This is a genomic window from Bacillus sp. ISL-78 (assembly GCF_018613455.1).
GTDB lineage: Bacteria > Bacillota > Bacilli > Bacillales > DSM-1321 > Peribacillus > Peribacillus frigoritolerans.
The window spans coordinates 1-13436 of record NZ_JAGGQC010000014.1 but is presented as its reverse complement, the minus strand read 5'-3'; the positions used below and the strand labels follow the sequence as shown (position 1 = coordinate 13436).

The window sequence follows — 13436 nt, the reverse complement described above, 5'->3', positions numbered from 1 at the left end:
GTTTATTTGAATCTGTGCGTCTTTCTAACCCCTCTATGATAACAAGCGTCACATATTTGAAAACGTGAGTCATCAGGCAGCCTTTTTCCACAGCGCTTGCATTTTTTTTGATAATTCAACATTTCATCTTTTAACTGATCATGTACGCCATCACTGATTTCTTCACGGATACGCTCCCAATAAACAGCTTCCGTACGCTTACCCATCCGATATAAAAATAATAGATGAAGACCTATCGCCTTATAAGATAGCTCCAATTCCTCAAGATTCCTTGTCTTGATGACCGGTTCAGGAAGGTCACTGTTCTCGGCAATCGCTTCGACCGTTTCCAGCCACTGTCTGATCAGACTTGGTTCTTTTGCCGAAAAAGGAATATGCAGGAAACCATATAAATCCATCAAAGAAAAACGAGCTTCGATTTCTGTATCCCGTATTAGTTCGTAAAGCTCCCTTTCTTCCGATAGCGAAGCCTTTTTCGTGCCTTTAGGAGGCTCAAACCTCTCCCACATTTCGAAAAATGTCCCCAGGTCCCGGTAATATTTTTGAAAACGTTCAAATACAGCAGAGGTTGGGGCGATTGTAAAGGTTTGAACTGGCTCATCTACCTGTTCCAGCAACTTATTCATGATTTTGATTTCTGCTGTAAATGCTACCTTCCCAGTGTCATAAATCCCTTTTCTACCCGCTCTGCCTGCGATTTGCTTGATTTCTTGAGAAGTCAATCTTCTTCTTCGTGTCCCGTCGAATTTTTCATTTTCAAGAAAGACGATGCGGCGTATTGGCAAGTTCAATCCCATTCCAATCGCATCGGTGGCAACGACAACTGATGTTTGACCGCGGTTGAATAATTCTATTTGCCGTTTTCTATTTTCAGGAGGCATACTGCCGTATATCATGCTGACATTATGTCCACTCTCTTTAAGCCGGGATGCTGTTTCCAGAACCTGCCTCCTCGAAAAGCAAATGAGGGCATCCCCTTTTTTGGTATACTTCAGTCCAAACTCCTTTTGTTCCACCTCAAGCGGTATTTCCCGTCTGTATTCGTGAAGTTCTAAATCTGCTTCATTCAGAAGGTTCAGAAGCATCTTCTTGATATTATTGCTCCCAATTATGTGCACTTCTTTCGCATTAGCTTGCGTAATTGCCCTAAACCAAGAAAAGCCTCGATCTTTATCGGCAATCATTTGGGCTTCATCTATGACGATTACTTCATGGTAGTCTTTTTCATGAAACATTTCAACGGTACTGGAGACATGTTTAGCCCCCTCAATAGCCTTTTCTTCTTCACCGGTTTTTAATGAGCAGGGTACACCATCCGCATTTAATTTATCAAACACTTCAAGTGCAAGCAGTCTAAGTGGAGCCAGGTACATACCGCTTTCCGCTTGTTTCATTTTTTCCAGGGCCTTATGCGTCTTCCCTGTATTGGTCTCACCGATATGCAAAACATATCTAACCCTTTTTCCTAATGATGGAGTATAGGCCTTACCGATGATGTCATCGATCATCCTTTGTTCTTCTGCCCGCTTCCTGGCTTCTTCTGCCAATACTTCAGCTTTTCTTCTTTCTCTGTTCTCCACGTCTTTTTCAAAAATTTCTTCGTGCAATATTTCATTAAAAGGAATTCCTTCAAGCTTCAGTAAATCAGAAAGGTATTCTTCCTGAAGCTCATCAAAACAGGACTGAGACAAATCGGCCAATTCATCGCCTAATATACCTTGAAGGGAATCAATCGTCAGCCTTTCCCCATATGACTCCAAAAAATCATGATGCAGGGCGGCAGATAGATGGTTCAAGTATTTGTCAGGGGCTAATTTCATTATGAAATCCGAAACAAGCCTTTCATACCTGTAGTAGTAATTTTCATATTCATAACGGTTCCGGCCCCAACCGATTAACGAATGGATATCGCCTGTCAGCTCTTCGAAAAAGTCAGTGACCATTAGGTATTCGGCAGCTTGAAAGCCGCCCTCTTCAACCAATTGTTCTTCAAGCAAGTACGGATCGACATATTGGAATTTAGGCTTATTCTTAAGATCTTTTGCCAAAATACCGGCAATATAATACCTGACATGTAAATATAAAAGAAGGGAGTAATTTTCGAAAAATGAATTGGCCTCTTCTTGCAGCCTTGCGCGAATTTTCCAACGTTGCTTGGCAAGCCGCTGTTCTTCTTGTCTCCTAAAGAATTTCTCCCTTGCATTTTTATATCTCTTCTCCCAATCCTCTTGATTGTCGGCAAAGGTTTTTTTAATCCACGTTAAGCCATCAAATGGGCGATACTTCTTTAATTCGTTGCGGAACATGCTATTGATCAGCTTATGATCTGAACCTTCCGTTACAAATCCCCTTTCGCTTAAAAAAGCCTTTTTTTCCTTTCTGGGCACATCATTTGATGCTTTATTTATCCAAACATTAATCCAAATTTGCTCAATAAAAGTCGTCCTGTCTGATATATATGCTGAATAAGAAGGCATTGTCTCTTGATTCTCTAAATAAAAATCAATATCCTGGATGATTTTTTCTTTTGTATTCTCTATAGCAATAGGATATATACTTTCTAATTTTCCCATAGTGATCCCCTTTTGAATTATCCAATATGTACTTTATTACTTCCTTTTATCCTCCCCAAATTTTTGTTTAAAATGAGCTTGGTACATTCGTTTCATCATTTAAATTCATGAGCTCCGTTATCATGAGAGGCTGCAAAAATGTCAGGTTGCTTTACTTTCCAAGGTAAATATCAAAAATATGCCAAATATGCACATTAAAGTTACTCTCACCATTTCATTTACAGTATAATGCTATAAATACTGATTAGAATTTATGGATTATGAAGAGATACCCAGCCTTGGCCAGAATCGTTTTATAATCAGGAGAATTTAATGATATTAAAAAAAAGCCGAAAATAAAGTAAAGGTCCATTTTTCAACTTTCCCGATTACATGATTCATCCATAATACAATTCCAACCCCTTAATTGAGTTTAGAGGAAATCCCGGCAACTGTCACGATATTCAGATTACGCTTTTGTGTCTTTGCTTTGTGTATAAGGAATATCATTAGAAAACCTAAAAAGAATATAGATAAAAAAAGGAGCCTGAGAATGATTCAGCAAGATATCAACTATTATAAAAATTTTGATTCCTTCGCTAAAGAAGTATTAGCACTATTAGCTCAAACCATTGAGGTCAATACATTTTTCCTTTCTATAGTGACTCCCATCCAGAGTTTCATGATCAAGTCCTTCAATAGAAATGCAAAGTTAATTTGTGAAGGTGACATCCTTCCTTATAATATGGCTTATTGTAAATTAGTTGTTGAAAATGGCTTGGAACCACTCGTTATCCCGAATTTGGGGAAACATGAATTGACTAGCGGCCACCCTGCAACGAGGTTTATCGGGAATGGGTGTTTTATGGGAGCTCCCCTTATAAATGAGGGCGAAATCATTGGGACATTATGTGCATTCGACATTAATCCTTATGTTTTTAAAGAATATGACCTAACCTTCATTAAGTCTATGGCAGCTCTGATTAGTCATGCCATCAATCTTGAAAAAGGGATTATCAGGGATCCTTTATCAGGTCTTTATAATCGGAACTTCATTTATAATTATTTTGATTATCATCAAGATAAAACGAACGATGAAATGGCGATTCTTTACATCGATCTTGACCATTTTAAATTTTTCAATGATTCCTTTGGACATGATACTGGTGACGGCGTCATCAAAAAGGCTGCCGAATGTTTTTTGCAAACCGTCCCCGAAGGCAGTCAGGTTGCTCGAATCGGTGGTGATGAATTCATTGTATTATTAAATCCTTCGCATTGTGAGGATTTAATGAAAAGCACCCAGCAAAACGCTGAATTATTATTGAACAGTTTATCCACCATGCCCATTACCATTAATGGAAATGATCATTTTATATCAGCTAGCATAGGAATTAGCTTTTATCCTCATCATGGTACGGAAATGGACTCACTTTTGAAAAAGGCGGACCGTTCCATGTATATGGCCAAAGAGTCTGGACGGAAAAATATTCAATACTTCCCCCCTGAGTGATCATGTAAAAATAAAAAAACCAGTTCTCCTTTAGGAGACTGGCTTTCTTTCACCTTAAAAAAATCCAACGTTTCGCTTTCAGCCTTTGCAAAAGCTTGAGCAGGTCGGCATTTGCCTTATGTATCCGTTTCTCGGATGGTGAAGCGGAGGGGACCGGGATGTTAACTCTCTCGGGCTTTTTGTTCATATTCTGAAAGACCCTTCCTATTCTTTGATTTTGAATAGTATATGCGGGTTAACCATTAAATATCATAAGGAAAGGAAAAACCCCTTCCTTCTTATAAAACATTTTTTAACCGGCTGAAGCGTGCAGCTTTTTCTTTTTGTTTCAGGATAATGCTTTCGTTCTGTTTCATCACTTTTTTAGTGTGGGGACTTAAACCTACATCGGGTATTTTAACCTGTGGTTTGATTACGGCAACTGACACGTCGTTGCCGGCTTTATCATAAATGCTCATTTATCCTTCACCACCTGGTTTTTGTTTTATGACCATATCGAACATCATGATTAATAAAGCTATCAATAAACAATCGACTTCTGAAACGAAGCTTTCTGATTTAACGTCAAGGATATAGGGTTCCATCAAGATACTAACAGGCTGCAAAGCCATTTTTTCTTCGTCATTATAATACGTATCTTCTCTTTCCAATGTAGCACGGATGGTACTGCCATTCAAGTTCGGATGCCCATTTATCACCAATTGCTTGTCCTGTTCCGTTTTGAAAGGAAGGATTTTCACGTTCATCCCTTCCTTTGCTGCATACGCTTGAAGGAGAATGCTCAAATAAGCCAAGTATTCCTTATTCGATTGATAATACTCAGGTATTCCTTCCTTCTTTAGGAGATGAAACATATTTTTGACCTTTTCCCTATTATCCGTTAAAAGTTTGTCACTTTCCGCAACCGCTTTCGTTGCATAGGACAGCTCGTTATCGCCAATCTTCGATATATACATGCTCAAGAACACAAACATATCAATCAGAATGAATACGATAGCCATGATCAAGAAATTTTTCCACTCATTAAAAATGCTCATCGGATAGAAATTCCAATAAATCAGTGCTCCCAGTATAAAAATGATATACCAGGTTTTTCGAATCGCTTCAATCCTTTTACTAACCTTGTCTTTATATTTCCAAGAAAGAATGACATAGGCTAATAAAGCAATAAATACTACCCATACAAAGACTCTGAAAAACATTAACAATCGATTTATCACCCTACCCTTCGGCTGCTACATTCCTTATCCCGTCCTCTATATTATTCATTATATATACCTCTATTCCCTGCCTGAGACGGGCGAAACTTAAACATTTGCCATAAGAAGAACTCTCCACCCAATGTGATTTTACAGATATCTTTATCATTCATCTTGTGGGACATCATAGTAAATAACCGTATAAATTCTATGTTATGATATGTAATAATAAAAGCGATGATTACTATTGGAGGAAGCTATCATGATGAAAATTATTAAGATCCTCATTTCTACTTTTATACTCTTGTTACTTTTCCTTAACCTCTATCCTCCGCTTGGAAGACGGACAACCAAAGATAAAGTTAGAAGTTTCACTACTAAAGAGAATTTTGCCAAAGGGAAATTCCAAAATCAGATTCCTGCCAGTCAAGCGATGAGTCTTAAACATACGTGTTCCATTTTACGTGATTTCATAAAACCTAATCCAAAGAGGAAGCCCGACAGTCCCATTGTAATTGGAACAAAAGAACCCGCTTCTAAGAATTCCAATAAAATCACCTGGTTTGGTCATTCTGCATTCATGTTGGAATTAGATGGGAAAACCATTTTAGTGGACCCCATGTTTGGCAAAGCACCCACTCCCTTTCCATGGTTCGGGAACAAGCGCTTTAGCGGGGAGCTGCCTTTTGATATCGATATGCTTCCTCCTATCGATACCGTCCTGCTCTCACATGATCACTACGATCACTTGGATTATTACTCGATAAAGAAATTAAAAGATAAGGTCAGTCAGTTCATTGTCCCACTCGGTGTCGGTGGACATCTAGAAAAATGGGGCGTTAAACAAGAACTGATTCAGGAACATAATTGGTGGGATGAAGCTTCATTCAAGGACTTGGAATTTATTTGTACGCCTGCAAGGCATTTCTCTGGTAGAAGTTTAGGCGGTGGCAATACGACACTATGGTGTTCTTGGATAATTAAAGGAAAACAAGACAAGGTATATTTCAGCGGCGATAGTGGTTATGGTAGCCATTTTAAAGAAATCGGCGAAAAATACGGTCCTTTTGATATAACTTTAATGGAATGCGGCCAATATGATGAACGTTGGTCAACCATCCATATGATTCCGGAAGAAACTGTTCAAGCACACATCGATGTAAAAGGAAAACGGATGATCCCCATTCATTGGGCAGGTTTCACATTGTCTTTCCATGACTGGACAGATCCGATAGAACGGGTAACAAAAGCGGCCAATGACCTGGGTGTCCAGGTCTGCACACCCCAAATAGGCGAACCGGTAGTTCTTGGTTCAACGGATTTCCCTCAAACAAGATGGTGGAAATGAAAAAGGTCCATTCCTATTGGGATGGACCTTTTTCATTCATTTACAATTTCCCTTCATTATATTCAAGATTCACTTTTATTGAATGCTCTCTCTTCACTCCAAAATAATTCGTGCCTATTACACCTAAAATGATTAGTATCGAACCCAATATATCATAGATCGTAAGCTTTTCATTTAGAATGAGAGCTCCTGCCGCAATCGTGACAACAGTGGAAAGATTGGCAAACACACTCATTTGCGACGCTTTTATTTTTGATAAAATCGTATTGGATAATAATGAAGTGACCAATGAAGCCAATATTCCCAAATACAAAATGGAACTGATGAATTCCATGCTCGACCATGGTGTAAAGAATTCCGCCATCGTACCTTGTTTTAAATGGGTAACGAGTGCAGCTGCATTAAAAATGACAAAGCCTGTTCCCATCATGAAAAAGGACATTTCACCTGGTGTATGGTTCCTGGCAAGTGAACGGGTCATCGTTGTATAACAAGCAGTTGCAATACAGGATAGCAGGATCAACACCATCCCAAGCATGTCGGAAAAATTGATGGTGCTCCCTTTCATCACAAAAATAAAAATGACCCCAACTACCGACAAGACAATCGAAAGTTTTTGATATAAAGATGTTTTCTCCTTAAGGAAGTATCCAGCTATCATCAATGTTAGAATCGGGGTGACGGCAGACAGAATTCCAGCATCGGTGGATTGCGAATACTTAAGTCCGAAAGTTTGAAAGGCAAAGAAAAGAGTAGGGAATAATAGAGAAAGCGGTACAAGACTTTTAATCGACTCCCAAGAATAGTTCACCTTAATTACTTTTACGGCGACGAGCAACAAAATTATGGCGAAAGAAACCGTGAACCGGAACGCCAAAGTATCAAGCGGATTCGATTCAGCAATCGCCATTTTCGTGAATAAGAAAGATAGGCCGACAATACTTGAATGAAATAGCGCTAACATGTATGCAAATGTTCGGGATTTCATGACTGCAACTCCTCAACTAGATTACTATATTCCTATTTAGGTATAGTACCCTTTGCATCTGCATTGCAACCCAAGTTAGAGGTAAAAAAACTGGTCTTTTTCTGGATATTTAACGAATTTGAGCCTATTACAATAATGTATGGTTGAATTGAATCTGAATGCATCTTATCGTAAGCAATATTAATCGACAATGACAGAGTTTTTTGGATAGGTTTCTTCTAATTCAATACGATTGTAGGCAATTGGTTCTTCAAAAGCGGTCTGGGCTTTCTGTTTTCTTTTCAAATACATACTGATGGCATAAACAACTGTGAAGTTTATCAATAAAGCAATTAAGCCAATATTAATATTCAAGAAATTCATCTGAGCCAGATGCATTCCTATGGCGAACAGATCCCCTGCAATGAGGCCCGCTGCAATACCTGCAGGTCTTATGGAGCGGAAAAAGAAAATCGATAATAATCCAGGCAAGAATTGCCCAAAACCATAATAGGCGGTGTTGATCAAGTTCAGCATCAAGCTTGGTGTCAGCAATGTTAACCCCATCGAACACAACAGGTAGAGAAGAACAATAAATTGGACCCATTTTCTTTGGGATTTTTCAGGAACATTACTTAGTAAATTCCTGGAAACTAAACTTCCAACCGCCAAGCTAGTTACGGCAAGTACTAAAATACCCGAGAGAGCTGCACCAGCAGCCACTAAACCAACTGCCCAAGGAGGAAGGATACTTGTTACTGTTGCCATGAAGGCATGGTTTGGATTGTCTAAATCAGGGATTGAAACAAGAGCAAAATATGAAGCTAGTATGAGAAAGGGATACATCAACATGTACAAGGGCATAAATCTTTGCGTGCGCTTAATCGTACCTTCTGACTTACTAGTGAATACGACAGCAACGATGATCGGCATGCAATAGAATGCTAATGCTTGAAAAAATATAGTGGTCATGCTGAAAACGACATCTTCCGATTTATCTATCGTAACCATCGCTCCATGTTGCTTAGCCAAATTGAATAGGTTTGACACTCCGTTAATTTCTTTTATAACCACTAACCCGGTGATTATGATCGCTAGAAGCATGATTATATCTTTAAGGATAGAAATGAATGCTGGAGCTTTCACACCAGAAATCGATATATAAATAAAGGCTAAACACCCTGAAACAATGACTGACAGTGTCGGCGATAAATTAAACCCCAAGGCGTTAAGCGCAACGACGAGTCCCTCAAATTGCAGCTGTCCCCAAGGAATCATAAAGAGCAATGCGGAAATTGCCACTACCAGTTCCAATCCTCTATGGGAATAATGCCCTTTGAAAATATCCGGCAGTGTCATTGCCCCGTATTTTTTCCCGGCTCTCCACATTAAAGGGCCCATATAATATCCAATGGGGTAAGCAAGAAGTATATAACCTAGAAACCAGATGCCATATCCAGGACCTTTGGCGTAAATTCCTCCTGGAAATCCAATCATTGTCCCTATACTATAAATTTCACCTACTGCGAGGAAGAATAGTAATATTCCACTGAATGATCGGCCCCCGACTAAATATTCCTCAACACCAACTTTCCCTTTACCACCCCGACTGTTCAATGCTATTCCAATTGATAAGAGTATAATAGATCCAAACACAATCGCCGCCATTATCCATTCCTCCTCATCTACCCCATCTTTTCATTTTTATATTGATGACGATCATAAATATGCCAAGATATACAAAGACAAAGGCTAGTCAGCGGAAACCATAAAAAAACCCAAAAATAAAGGATAGGTATTCCTAGTACACTGAAATCAAGTTTCGCAATAAAAGGGATGATACCAACAATGGCTATAAATGGAATGATCACACCTATGAATATACCAACTAATTTTCGGCGGGACATATTTCTCCACCTTTCCTTTTATAAGGTTATGATGCGTTCCTATCACATAATTTTCCAAGTTTAACAACTTTTTTCAATATATTAAACTCCAATCCTTCTGGTATACAACCTGGCCACTCACGATAGTGGCGAGAACTGGAATATCCTTAATTTCCAATGGATCGACCTTCAATGGATCTTCTGAAAGAATAACGAAGTCCGCTCTCTTTCCGATTTCGATACTTCCCGTATTCTTTTCGTCAAAATTAAGTTCCGCCCCCCATATCGTCATTGAGCGCAGTGCACTCTCAACGTCTATCCTTTGTTCAGGCCCTAATACTTCCCCTCCCATCGTAATGCGATTAACTGCAGCCCAAACTGAAAATAACGGTGAGATAGGTGTTACTGGACAATCGGTATGCACAGTAAATAGCAAGTTATTTAGAAGTGCGTCTCTTAAGGGGTTTATACTGTTGGCTCTTTCAGGCCCAAGAAACAGTTTTTTATGCCTGTCCCCCCAATAATAAACATGATTAATGAAAAATGAACCTGCTACGCCAAGCTTTTTCATTCGTTCTAAATCGGATTTAGTCACGGTTTGCAAATGTTCAATACGGTGGCGGTGATTGACGCGTGGATTTTTTTTCAGTGCAAATTCATAAGCATCTAATATGGAGCCAATGGCCCTATCCCCGTTTCCATGCGTTGTTATGCGAAACCCCCTTTTGTTTAAATCAAGAATTTCTTCATTAAATTCATTTTGTTCGTGTAATAAGTCTCCGGAAACACCAGGATTACAATGGTATGGCTGCCGCAATGCCGCTGTTAATCCTTGAATTGACCCATCTTGAAACAACTTAGCACTATCAAGACGAGCACGACCGCAGGACTTTTCAATAATTTCCAGATTAAGTTCATTAGCAGTATAATTTCCTAATTCATTTCCTTCCCGCAGGAGATTGTGCATGACCATCAAGCGCATTCGCAATGGATTTTTTCTTTCCGCGATTGCTTTAAGATGAGCTTCCAGTTCAACTATACCCATATTCAACCCTACACCGGCGTCAGTATTTGTAGTGATCCCTGTTTCTAAGTAATCCTTCGAGCCTTCGCTTAATAATGAAACCAATAAATCCAAAGACGGTGCCGGAATCTTCTTTTCAACCATATTCATGGCAGGCAGCTCATATAAAATACCATTCAGTTGTCCTGAACCATCCCGGCCTAGATGTCCACCAGGAGGGTCAAAAACAGTTTCATCCATTCCTGCCATTTTAAGGGCTGCAGAATTAACCACGCCGAAGTGTGCGGATACATGCCTGATGAAAACGGGATGATCAGGTACAACTGCATCCAATTCAGCACGGGTTGGGTGCCTTTTTTCTTTTAAAAGAGTATCATCATACCCAAAACCCAAAATCCAATTCTCTTTTTCAGTTTGTTTAGCCATGGAAAGAAGGCGGGCTTGTATATCTTCAATGTTTTGGTTAAGAGGCGAACTGCAATTTGCTTGTTTTCGGAACTGGGAGTACATCAATAAATGGTTGTGGGTGTCGATAAAGCCCGGAAGCAATGTTGCGCCTTTTAAATCGATAACTTGTGTCCGGCTGTTATATTCAATGGACGCGCGAGGTGGTTCCGCTTCAGTCCAGATTCCAATGATGATTCCATTACTTACTGCTACAGAACCTCCAATGCGACTTTTTTCATCCAATGTCAAAATGTTTGCGTTCGTTATCAAGAGATCCACCTGAAGCATAAAAATGCCTCCTTTAATGAGTTATTTAAAAAATAAAATAGTGATTAAGAAGTACTGACGTTTCCACACTATTAACATATTTACACGCAAAATTTTCTCTTGTCTCTTTCGAACAATAGTTTATTAACGTCATCGGAAATCAGTTGTATGTTTTACCAATCCTCTATACGTAATGACACTTCCGCTATTTATTTACCCCCTTCTATTAGATTGAAGTTGTTTTTATTGCCTTTATACCAACTCATCACAACGTCAGTACCACTTAATAGTGAATGATACACACAGCGTTTTAAAAAGTCAATAAGAAGTCAGAATATTCAGCTATTCTTTTCATCATACTTAAATGAAATTAATGGAAGAATCATTTTCATGCCTTAACGTCGATGTCCAGTTAATTTACTAACAACACTGTAAAGTATGATCATTTACCGTTTCATCTATGATAAAATTTCAACGAGGAAGCGAGGTATACATATATGTTAGTTACTATTGTAATTTTCGTTATGGCTGGGCTGGCGGAAATTGGCGGCGGTTACCTTATTTGGCTTTGGTTAAGAGAAGGTAAATCCATTTTTCTAGGTTTAGCCGGAGGTTTCGGGTTGGTGTTATATGGCATCATTGCGACACTTCAAACGTTCCCTACCTTTGGACGTGTATATGCTGCATATGGCGGGGTTTTCATTGTATTATCTGTTTTATGGGGATGGGGCATCGATAAGAAAACCCCTGATTTATATGATTGGATTGGAGCTATAATCTGTTTGGTCGGGGTTTCAGTCATTATATGGGGCCCTAGATAGTAAAAAAATCAAAGGGCCTTATGCCCTTTAATTTTTTTACCATCACCTCCATTTGTTGTTTTGACCGATTTTCATTTGAATATTTACATACAGTGATCCAGCTTGGGTGTACATCATATCAATTTCTTTTCCTGCCTGTTTGCCGTCAAATTGCTGAAGTTATCCTGTATGAACCAAATCGCCATCGCTGCAATGATGCATGGTAGGGCAAAAAAAATTGACTTGCAATGACAACCTCATATCCAGCAGGACCCCATAGAAAGCAGGAGCGAGTATTCCGCCAATTCTGCCGATACCCAATGCCCAGCCAACACCTGTAGACCGGATTTCATTCGGATAATACTGGGATACATATGCATTCGTTACCCAATCAGTATATACAGCATGAACATGCTTGGCTAGAAGCTCAGCATCGTGAGGGTAATGAATCCAATGAGCAAGAAAGTAGCCAGAATCTTCTTGGACCTATATCTGTCTACAAGCTTCCCTCCAACGATCGCCCCAAAAACTGCACCAAGGTTCAATACGACCAAGAATGTCAGGCTTGAACCTAATTCATATCCTGCTCCTCCCATGATTTTTGGCAGCACTGTACTTAAACCATACATTACGAACAAACACATGAAAAATGCAATCTAGAACATGAGGGTGCTCAAAGTCCTGCCATTTTTGAACAACCGCTTAACTGGAGACCCCTTCATTTCACTTTTGAGTTGCTCCTGAAGGACAAAATGATCCTTCATGGTGTATTTCCCGTCTGCCTTCACTTGATTAAGAACGCTCACCAATTTGCTTTTCTTGTTTTTTGTCATGAAAAAATTTATTGACTCAGGCAGCAATTTATATAGTATGGGCATCAAGATTAATGGGAGTGCACCAAGCCAAACCACTGCCCGCCAACAAAGTTCGGAATCAGGTACATCGCACCCAATGAAGCGATCAAGGATGGCAGAAACGTCCCAAGCATGAACATATCATACCCGTCACAGATGATGATAAAGATACAACATAATAAAATTTGTAAATGTTCTGCTTATCCTTTTGACATAGTCTTAGGGAAGTCTCTATTTTTTTGGCCGAGCTAACATTTAATGACATCTGATATTGTAGCAAAAAGATAGATTATACATATATAGAACAAAGTTCACTATATATTAATTTAGTTTTTAGAATATTGTCAATAATTAAAGTCAATTAGCCATTTTATTCAACAAAAAAACCCTCTTATCAAAGAGGATTTCAGACTGTAGACAAACTCGATTTTCATCGAGTTTGTCTATTTTTATGGCTTGTACAATTTGGACGTTGATTTCCACTCCAGGCACTCGCTTTCCGCGGGCGGTCGGGGAGCCTCCTCGGCTTTCGCCTGCGGGGTCTCCCCTAGACGCGCATTTCCCGCAGGAGTCTCGTAC

12 protein-coding genes are annotated in these 13436 nt (G+C 39.3%); 3 read left to right on the top strand and 9 right to left on the bottom strand.

Going from position 1 to position 13436, the window contains the following annotated elements:
• Positions 1-2 precede the first annotated feature (2 nt).
• Complete coding sequence (locus tag J7I96_RS15845) at positions 3-2573, bottom strand: helicase-related protein (RefSeq protein WP_214768200.1); 2571 nt, start codon at positions 2571-2573, stop codon at positions 3-5.
• 532 nt (positions 2574-3105) lie between these two features.
• On the opposite strand from J7I96_RS15845, the gene J7I96_RS15840 reads away from it, so the two are divergent.
• Positions 3106-4065: a sensor domain-containing diguanylate cyclase gene (locus J7I96_RS15840; RefSeq protein ID WP_214768199.1), complete on the top strand. Its 960-nt coding sequence runs from the start codon at positions 3106-3108 to the stop codon at positions 4063-4065.
• A 278-nt stretch (positions 4066-4343) separates the two neighbouring features.
• Here the strand turns inward: J7I96_RS15840 and J7I96_RS15835 are convergent, their stop codons facing one another.
• Positions 4344-4523, bottom strand: a complete 180-nt coding sequence (locus J7I96_RS15835; protein WP_214768198.1) for a hypothetical protein — start codon at positions 4521-4523, stop codon at positions 4344-4346.
• Positions 4524-5267, bottom strand: coding sequence for a type II toxin-antitoxin system SpoIISA family toxin (locus J7I96_RS15830; RefSeq protein ID WP_251025081.1), 744 nt, complete (start codon positions 5265-5267; stop codon positions 4524-4526).
• A gap of 259 nt (positions 5268-5526) precedes the next feature.
• Between J7I96_RS15830 and J7I96_RS15825 the strand changes: the two genes are divergently transcribed.
• A complete protein-coding gene (locus J7I96_RS15825; protein ID WP_214768196.1) occupies positions 5527-6612 on the top strand; it encodes an MBL fold metallo-hydrolase in 1086 nt (361 codons plus the stop codon).
• Positions 6613-6652: 40 nt separating this feature from the next.
• On the opposite strand, the gene J7I96_RS15820 is transcribed toward J7I96_RS15825, so the two are convergent.
• The 4 genes from J7I96_RS15820 to J7I96_RS15805 form a co-directional block, all read right to left on the bottom strand.
• Entirely contained in the window at positions 6653-7600 is a 948-nt protein-coding gene (locus J7I96_RS15820; RefSeq protein WP_214768195.1) for a DMT family transporter, read from the bottom strand.
• A 180-nt stretch (positions 7601-7780) separates the two neighbouring features.
• The gene (locus tag J7I96_RS15815; protein ID WP_214922802.1) at positions 7781-9247 is read right to left on the bottom strand and encodes a sodium:solute symporter family protein; all 1467 of its coding nucleotides are present in this window, start codon (positions 9245-9247) and stop codon (positions 7781-7783) included.
• Between the two features lie 17 nt (positions 9248-9264).
• A complete protein-coding gene (locus tag J7I96_RS15810; RefSeq protein ID WP_214768193.1) occupies positions 9265-9486 on the bottom strand; it encodes a DUF3311 domain-containing protein in 222 nt (73 codons plus the stop codon).
• A gap of 73 nt (positions 9487-9559) precedes the next feature.
• The gene (locus J7I96_RS15805) at positions 9560-11224 is read right to left on the bottom strand and encodes an amidohydrolase (RefSeq protein ID WP_214768192.1); all 1665 of its coding nucleotides are present in this window, start codon (positions 11222-11224) and stop codon (positions 9560-9562) included.
• Between the two features lie 476 nt (positions 11225-11700).
• Between J7I96_RS15805 and J7I96_RS15800 the strand changes: the two genes are divergently transcribed.
• Positions 11701-12024 (top strand): YnfA family protein, encoded by a 324-nt coding sequence (locus J7I96_RS15800; protein ID WP_214768191.1) that lies wholly within the window; start codon positions 11701-11703, stop codon positions 12022-12024.
• Positions 12025-12422: 398 nt separating this feature from the next.
• Here J7I96_RS15800 and J7I96_RS15795 read toward each other — a convergent pair whose 3' ends face one another.
• Positions 12423-12632, bottom strand: coding sequence for a hypothetical protein (locus J7I96_RS15795; protein WP_214768190.1), 210 nt, complete (start codon positions 12630-12632; stop codon positions 12423-12425).
• Positions 12633-13214: 582 nt separating this feature from the next.
• Positions 13215-13436: hypothetical protein (locus J7I96_RS15790; RefSeq protein WP_215048091.1), on the bottom strand; the 222-nt coding region annotated here is incomplete at its 5' end.

Coding starts and splice junctions, on each gene's coding strand:
- J7I96_RS15845 (WP_214768200.1), bottom strand. CDS start 2,573: ATGGGAAAATTAGAAAGTATATATCCTATTGCTATAGAGAATACAAAA.
- J7I96_RS15840 (WP_214768199.1), top strand. CDS start 3,106: ATGATTCAGCAAGATATCAACTATTATAAAAATTTTGATTCCTTCGCT.
- J7I96_RS15835 (WP_214768198.1), bottom strand. CDS start 4,523: ATGAGCATTTATGATAAAGCCGGCAACGACGTGTCAGTTGCCGTAATC.
- J7I96_RS15830 (WP_251025081.1), bottom strand. CDS start 5,267: ATGTTTTTCAGAGTCTTTGTATGGGTAGTATTTATTGCTTTATTAGCC.
- J7I96_RS15825 (WP_214768196.1), top strand. CDS start 5,527: ATGATGAAAATTATTAAGATCCTCATTTCTACTTTTATACTCTTGTTA.
- J7I96_RS15820 (WP_214768195.1), bottom strand. CDS start 7,600: ATGAAATCCCGAACATTTGCATACATGTTAGCGCTATTTCATTCAAGT.
- J7I96_RS15815 (WP_214922802.1), bottom strand. CDS start 9,247: ATGGCGGCGATTGTGTTTGGATCTATTATACTCTTATCAATTGGAATA.
- J7I96_RS15810 (WP_214768193.1), bottom strand. CDS start 9,486: ATGTCCCGCCGAAAATTAGTTGGTATATTCATAGGTGTGATCATTCCA.
- J7I96_RS15805 (WP_214768192.1), bottom strand. CDS start 11,224: ATGCTTCAGGTGGATCTCTTGATAACGAACGCAAACATTTTGACATTG.
- J7I96_RS15800 (WP_214768191.1), top strand. CDS start 11,701: ATGTTAGTTACTATTGTAATTTTCGTTATGGCTGGGCTGGCGGAAATT.
- J7I96_RS15795 (WP_214768190.1), bottom strand. CDS start 12,632: ATGTATGGTTTAAGTACAGTGCTGCCAAAAATCATGGGAGGAGCAGGA.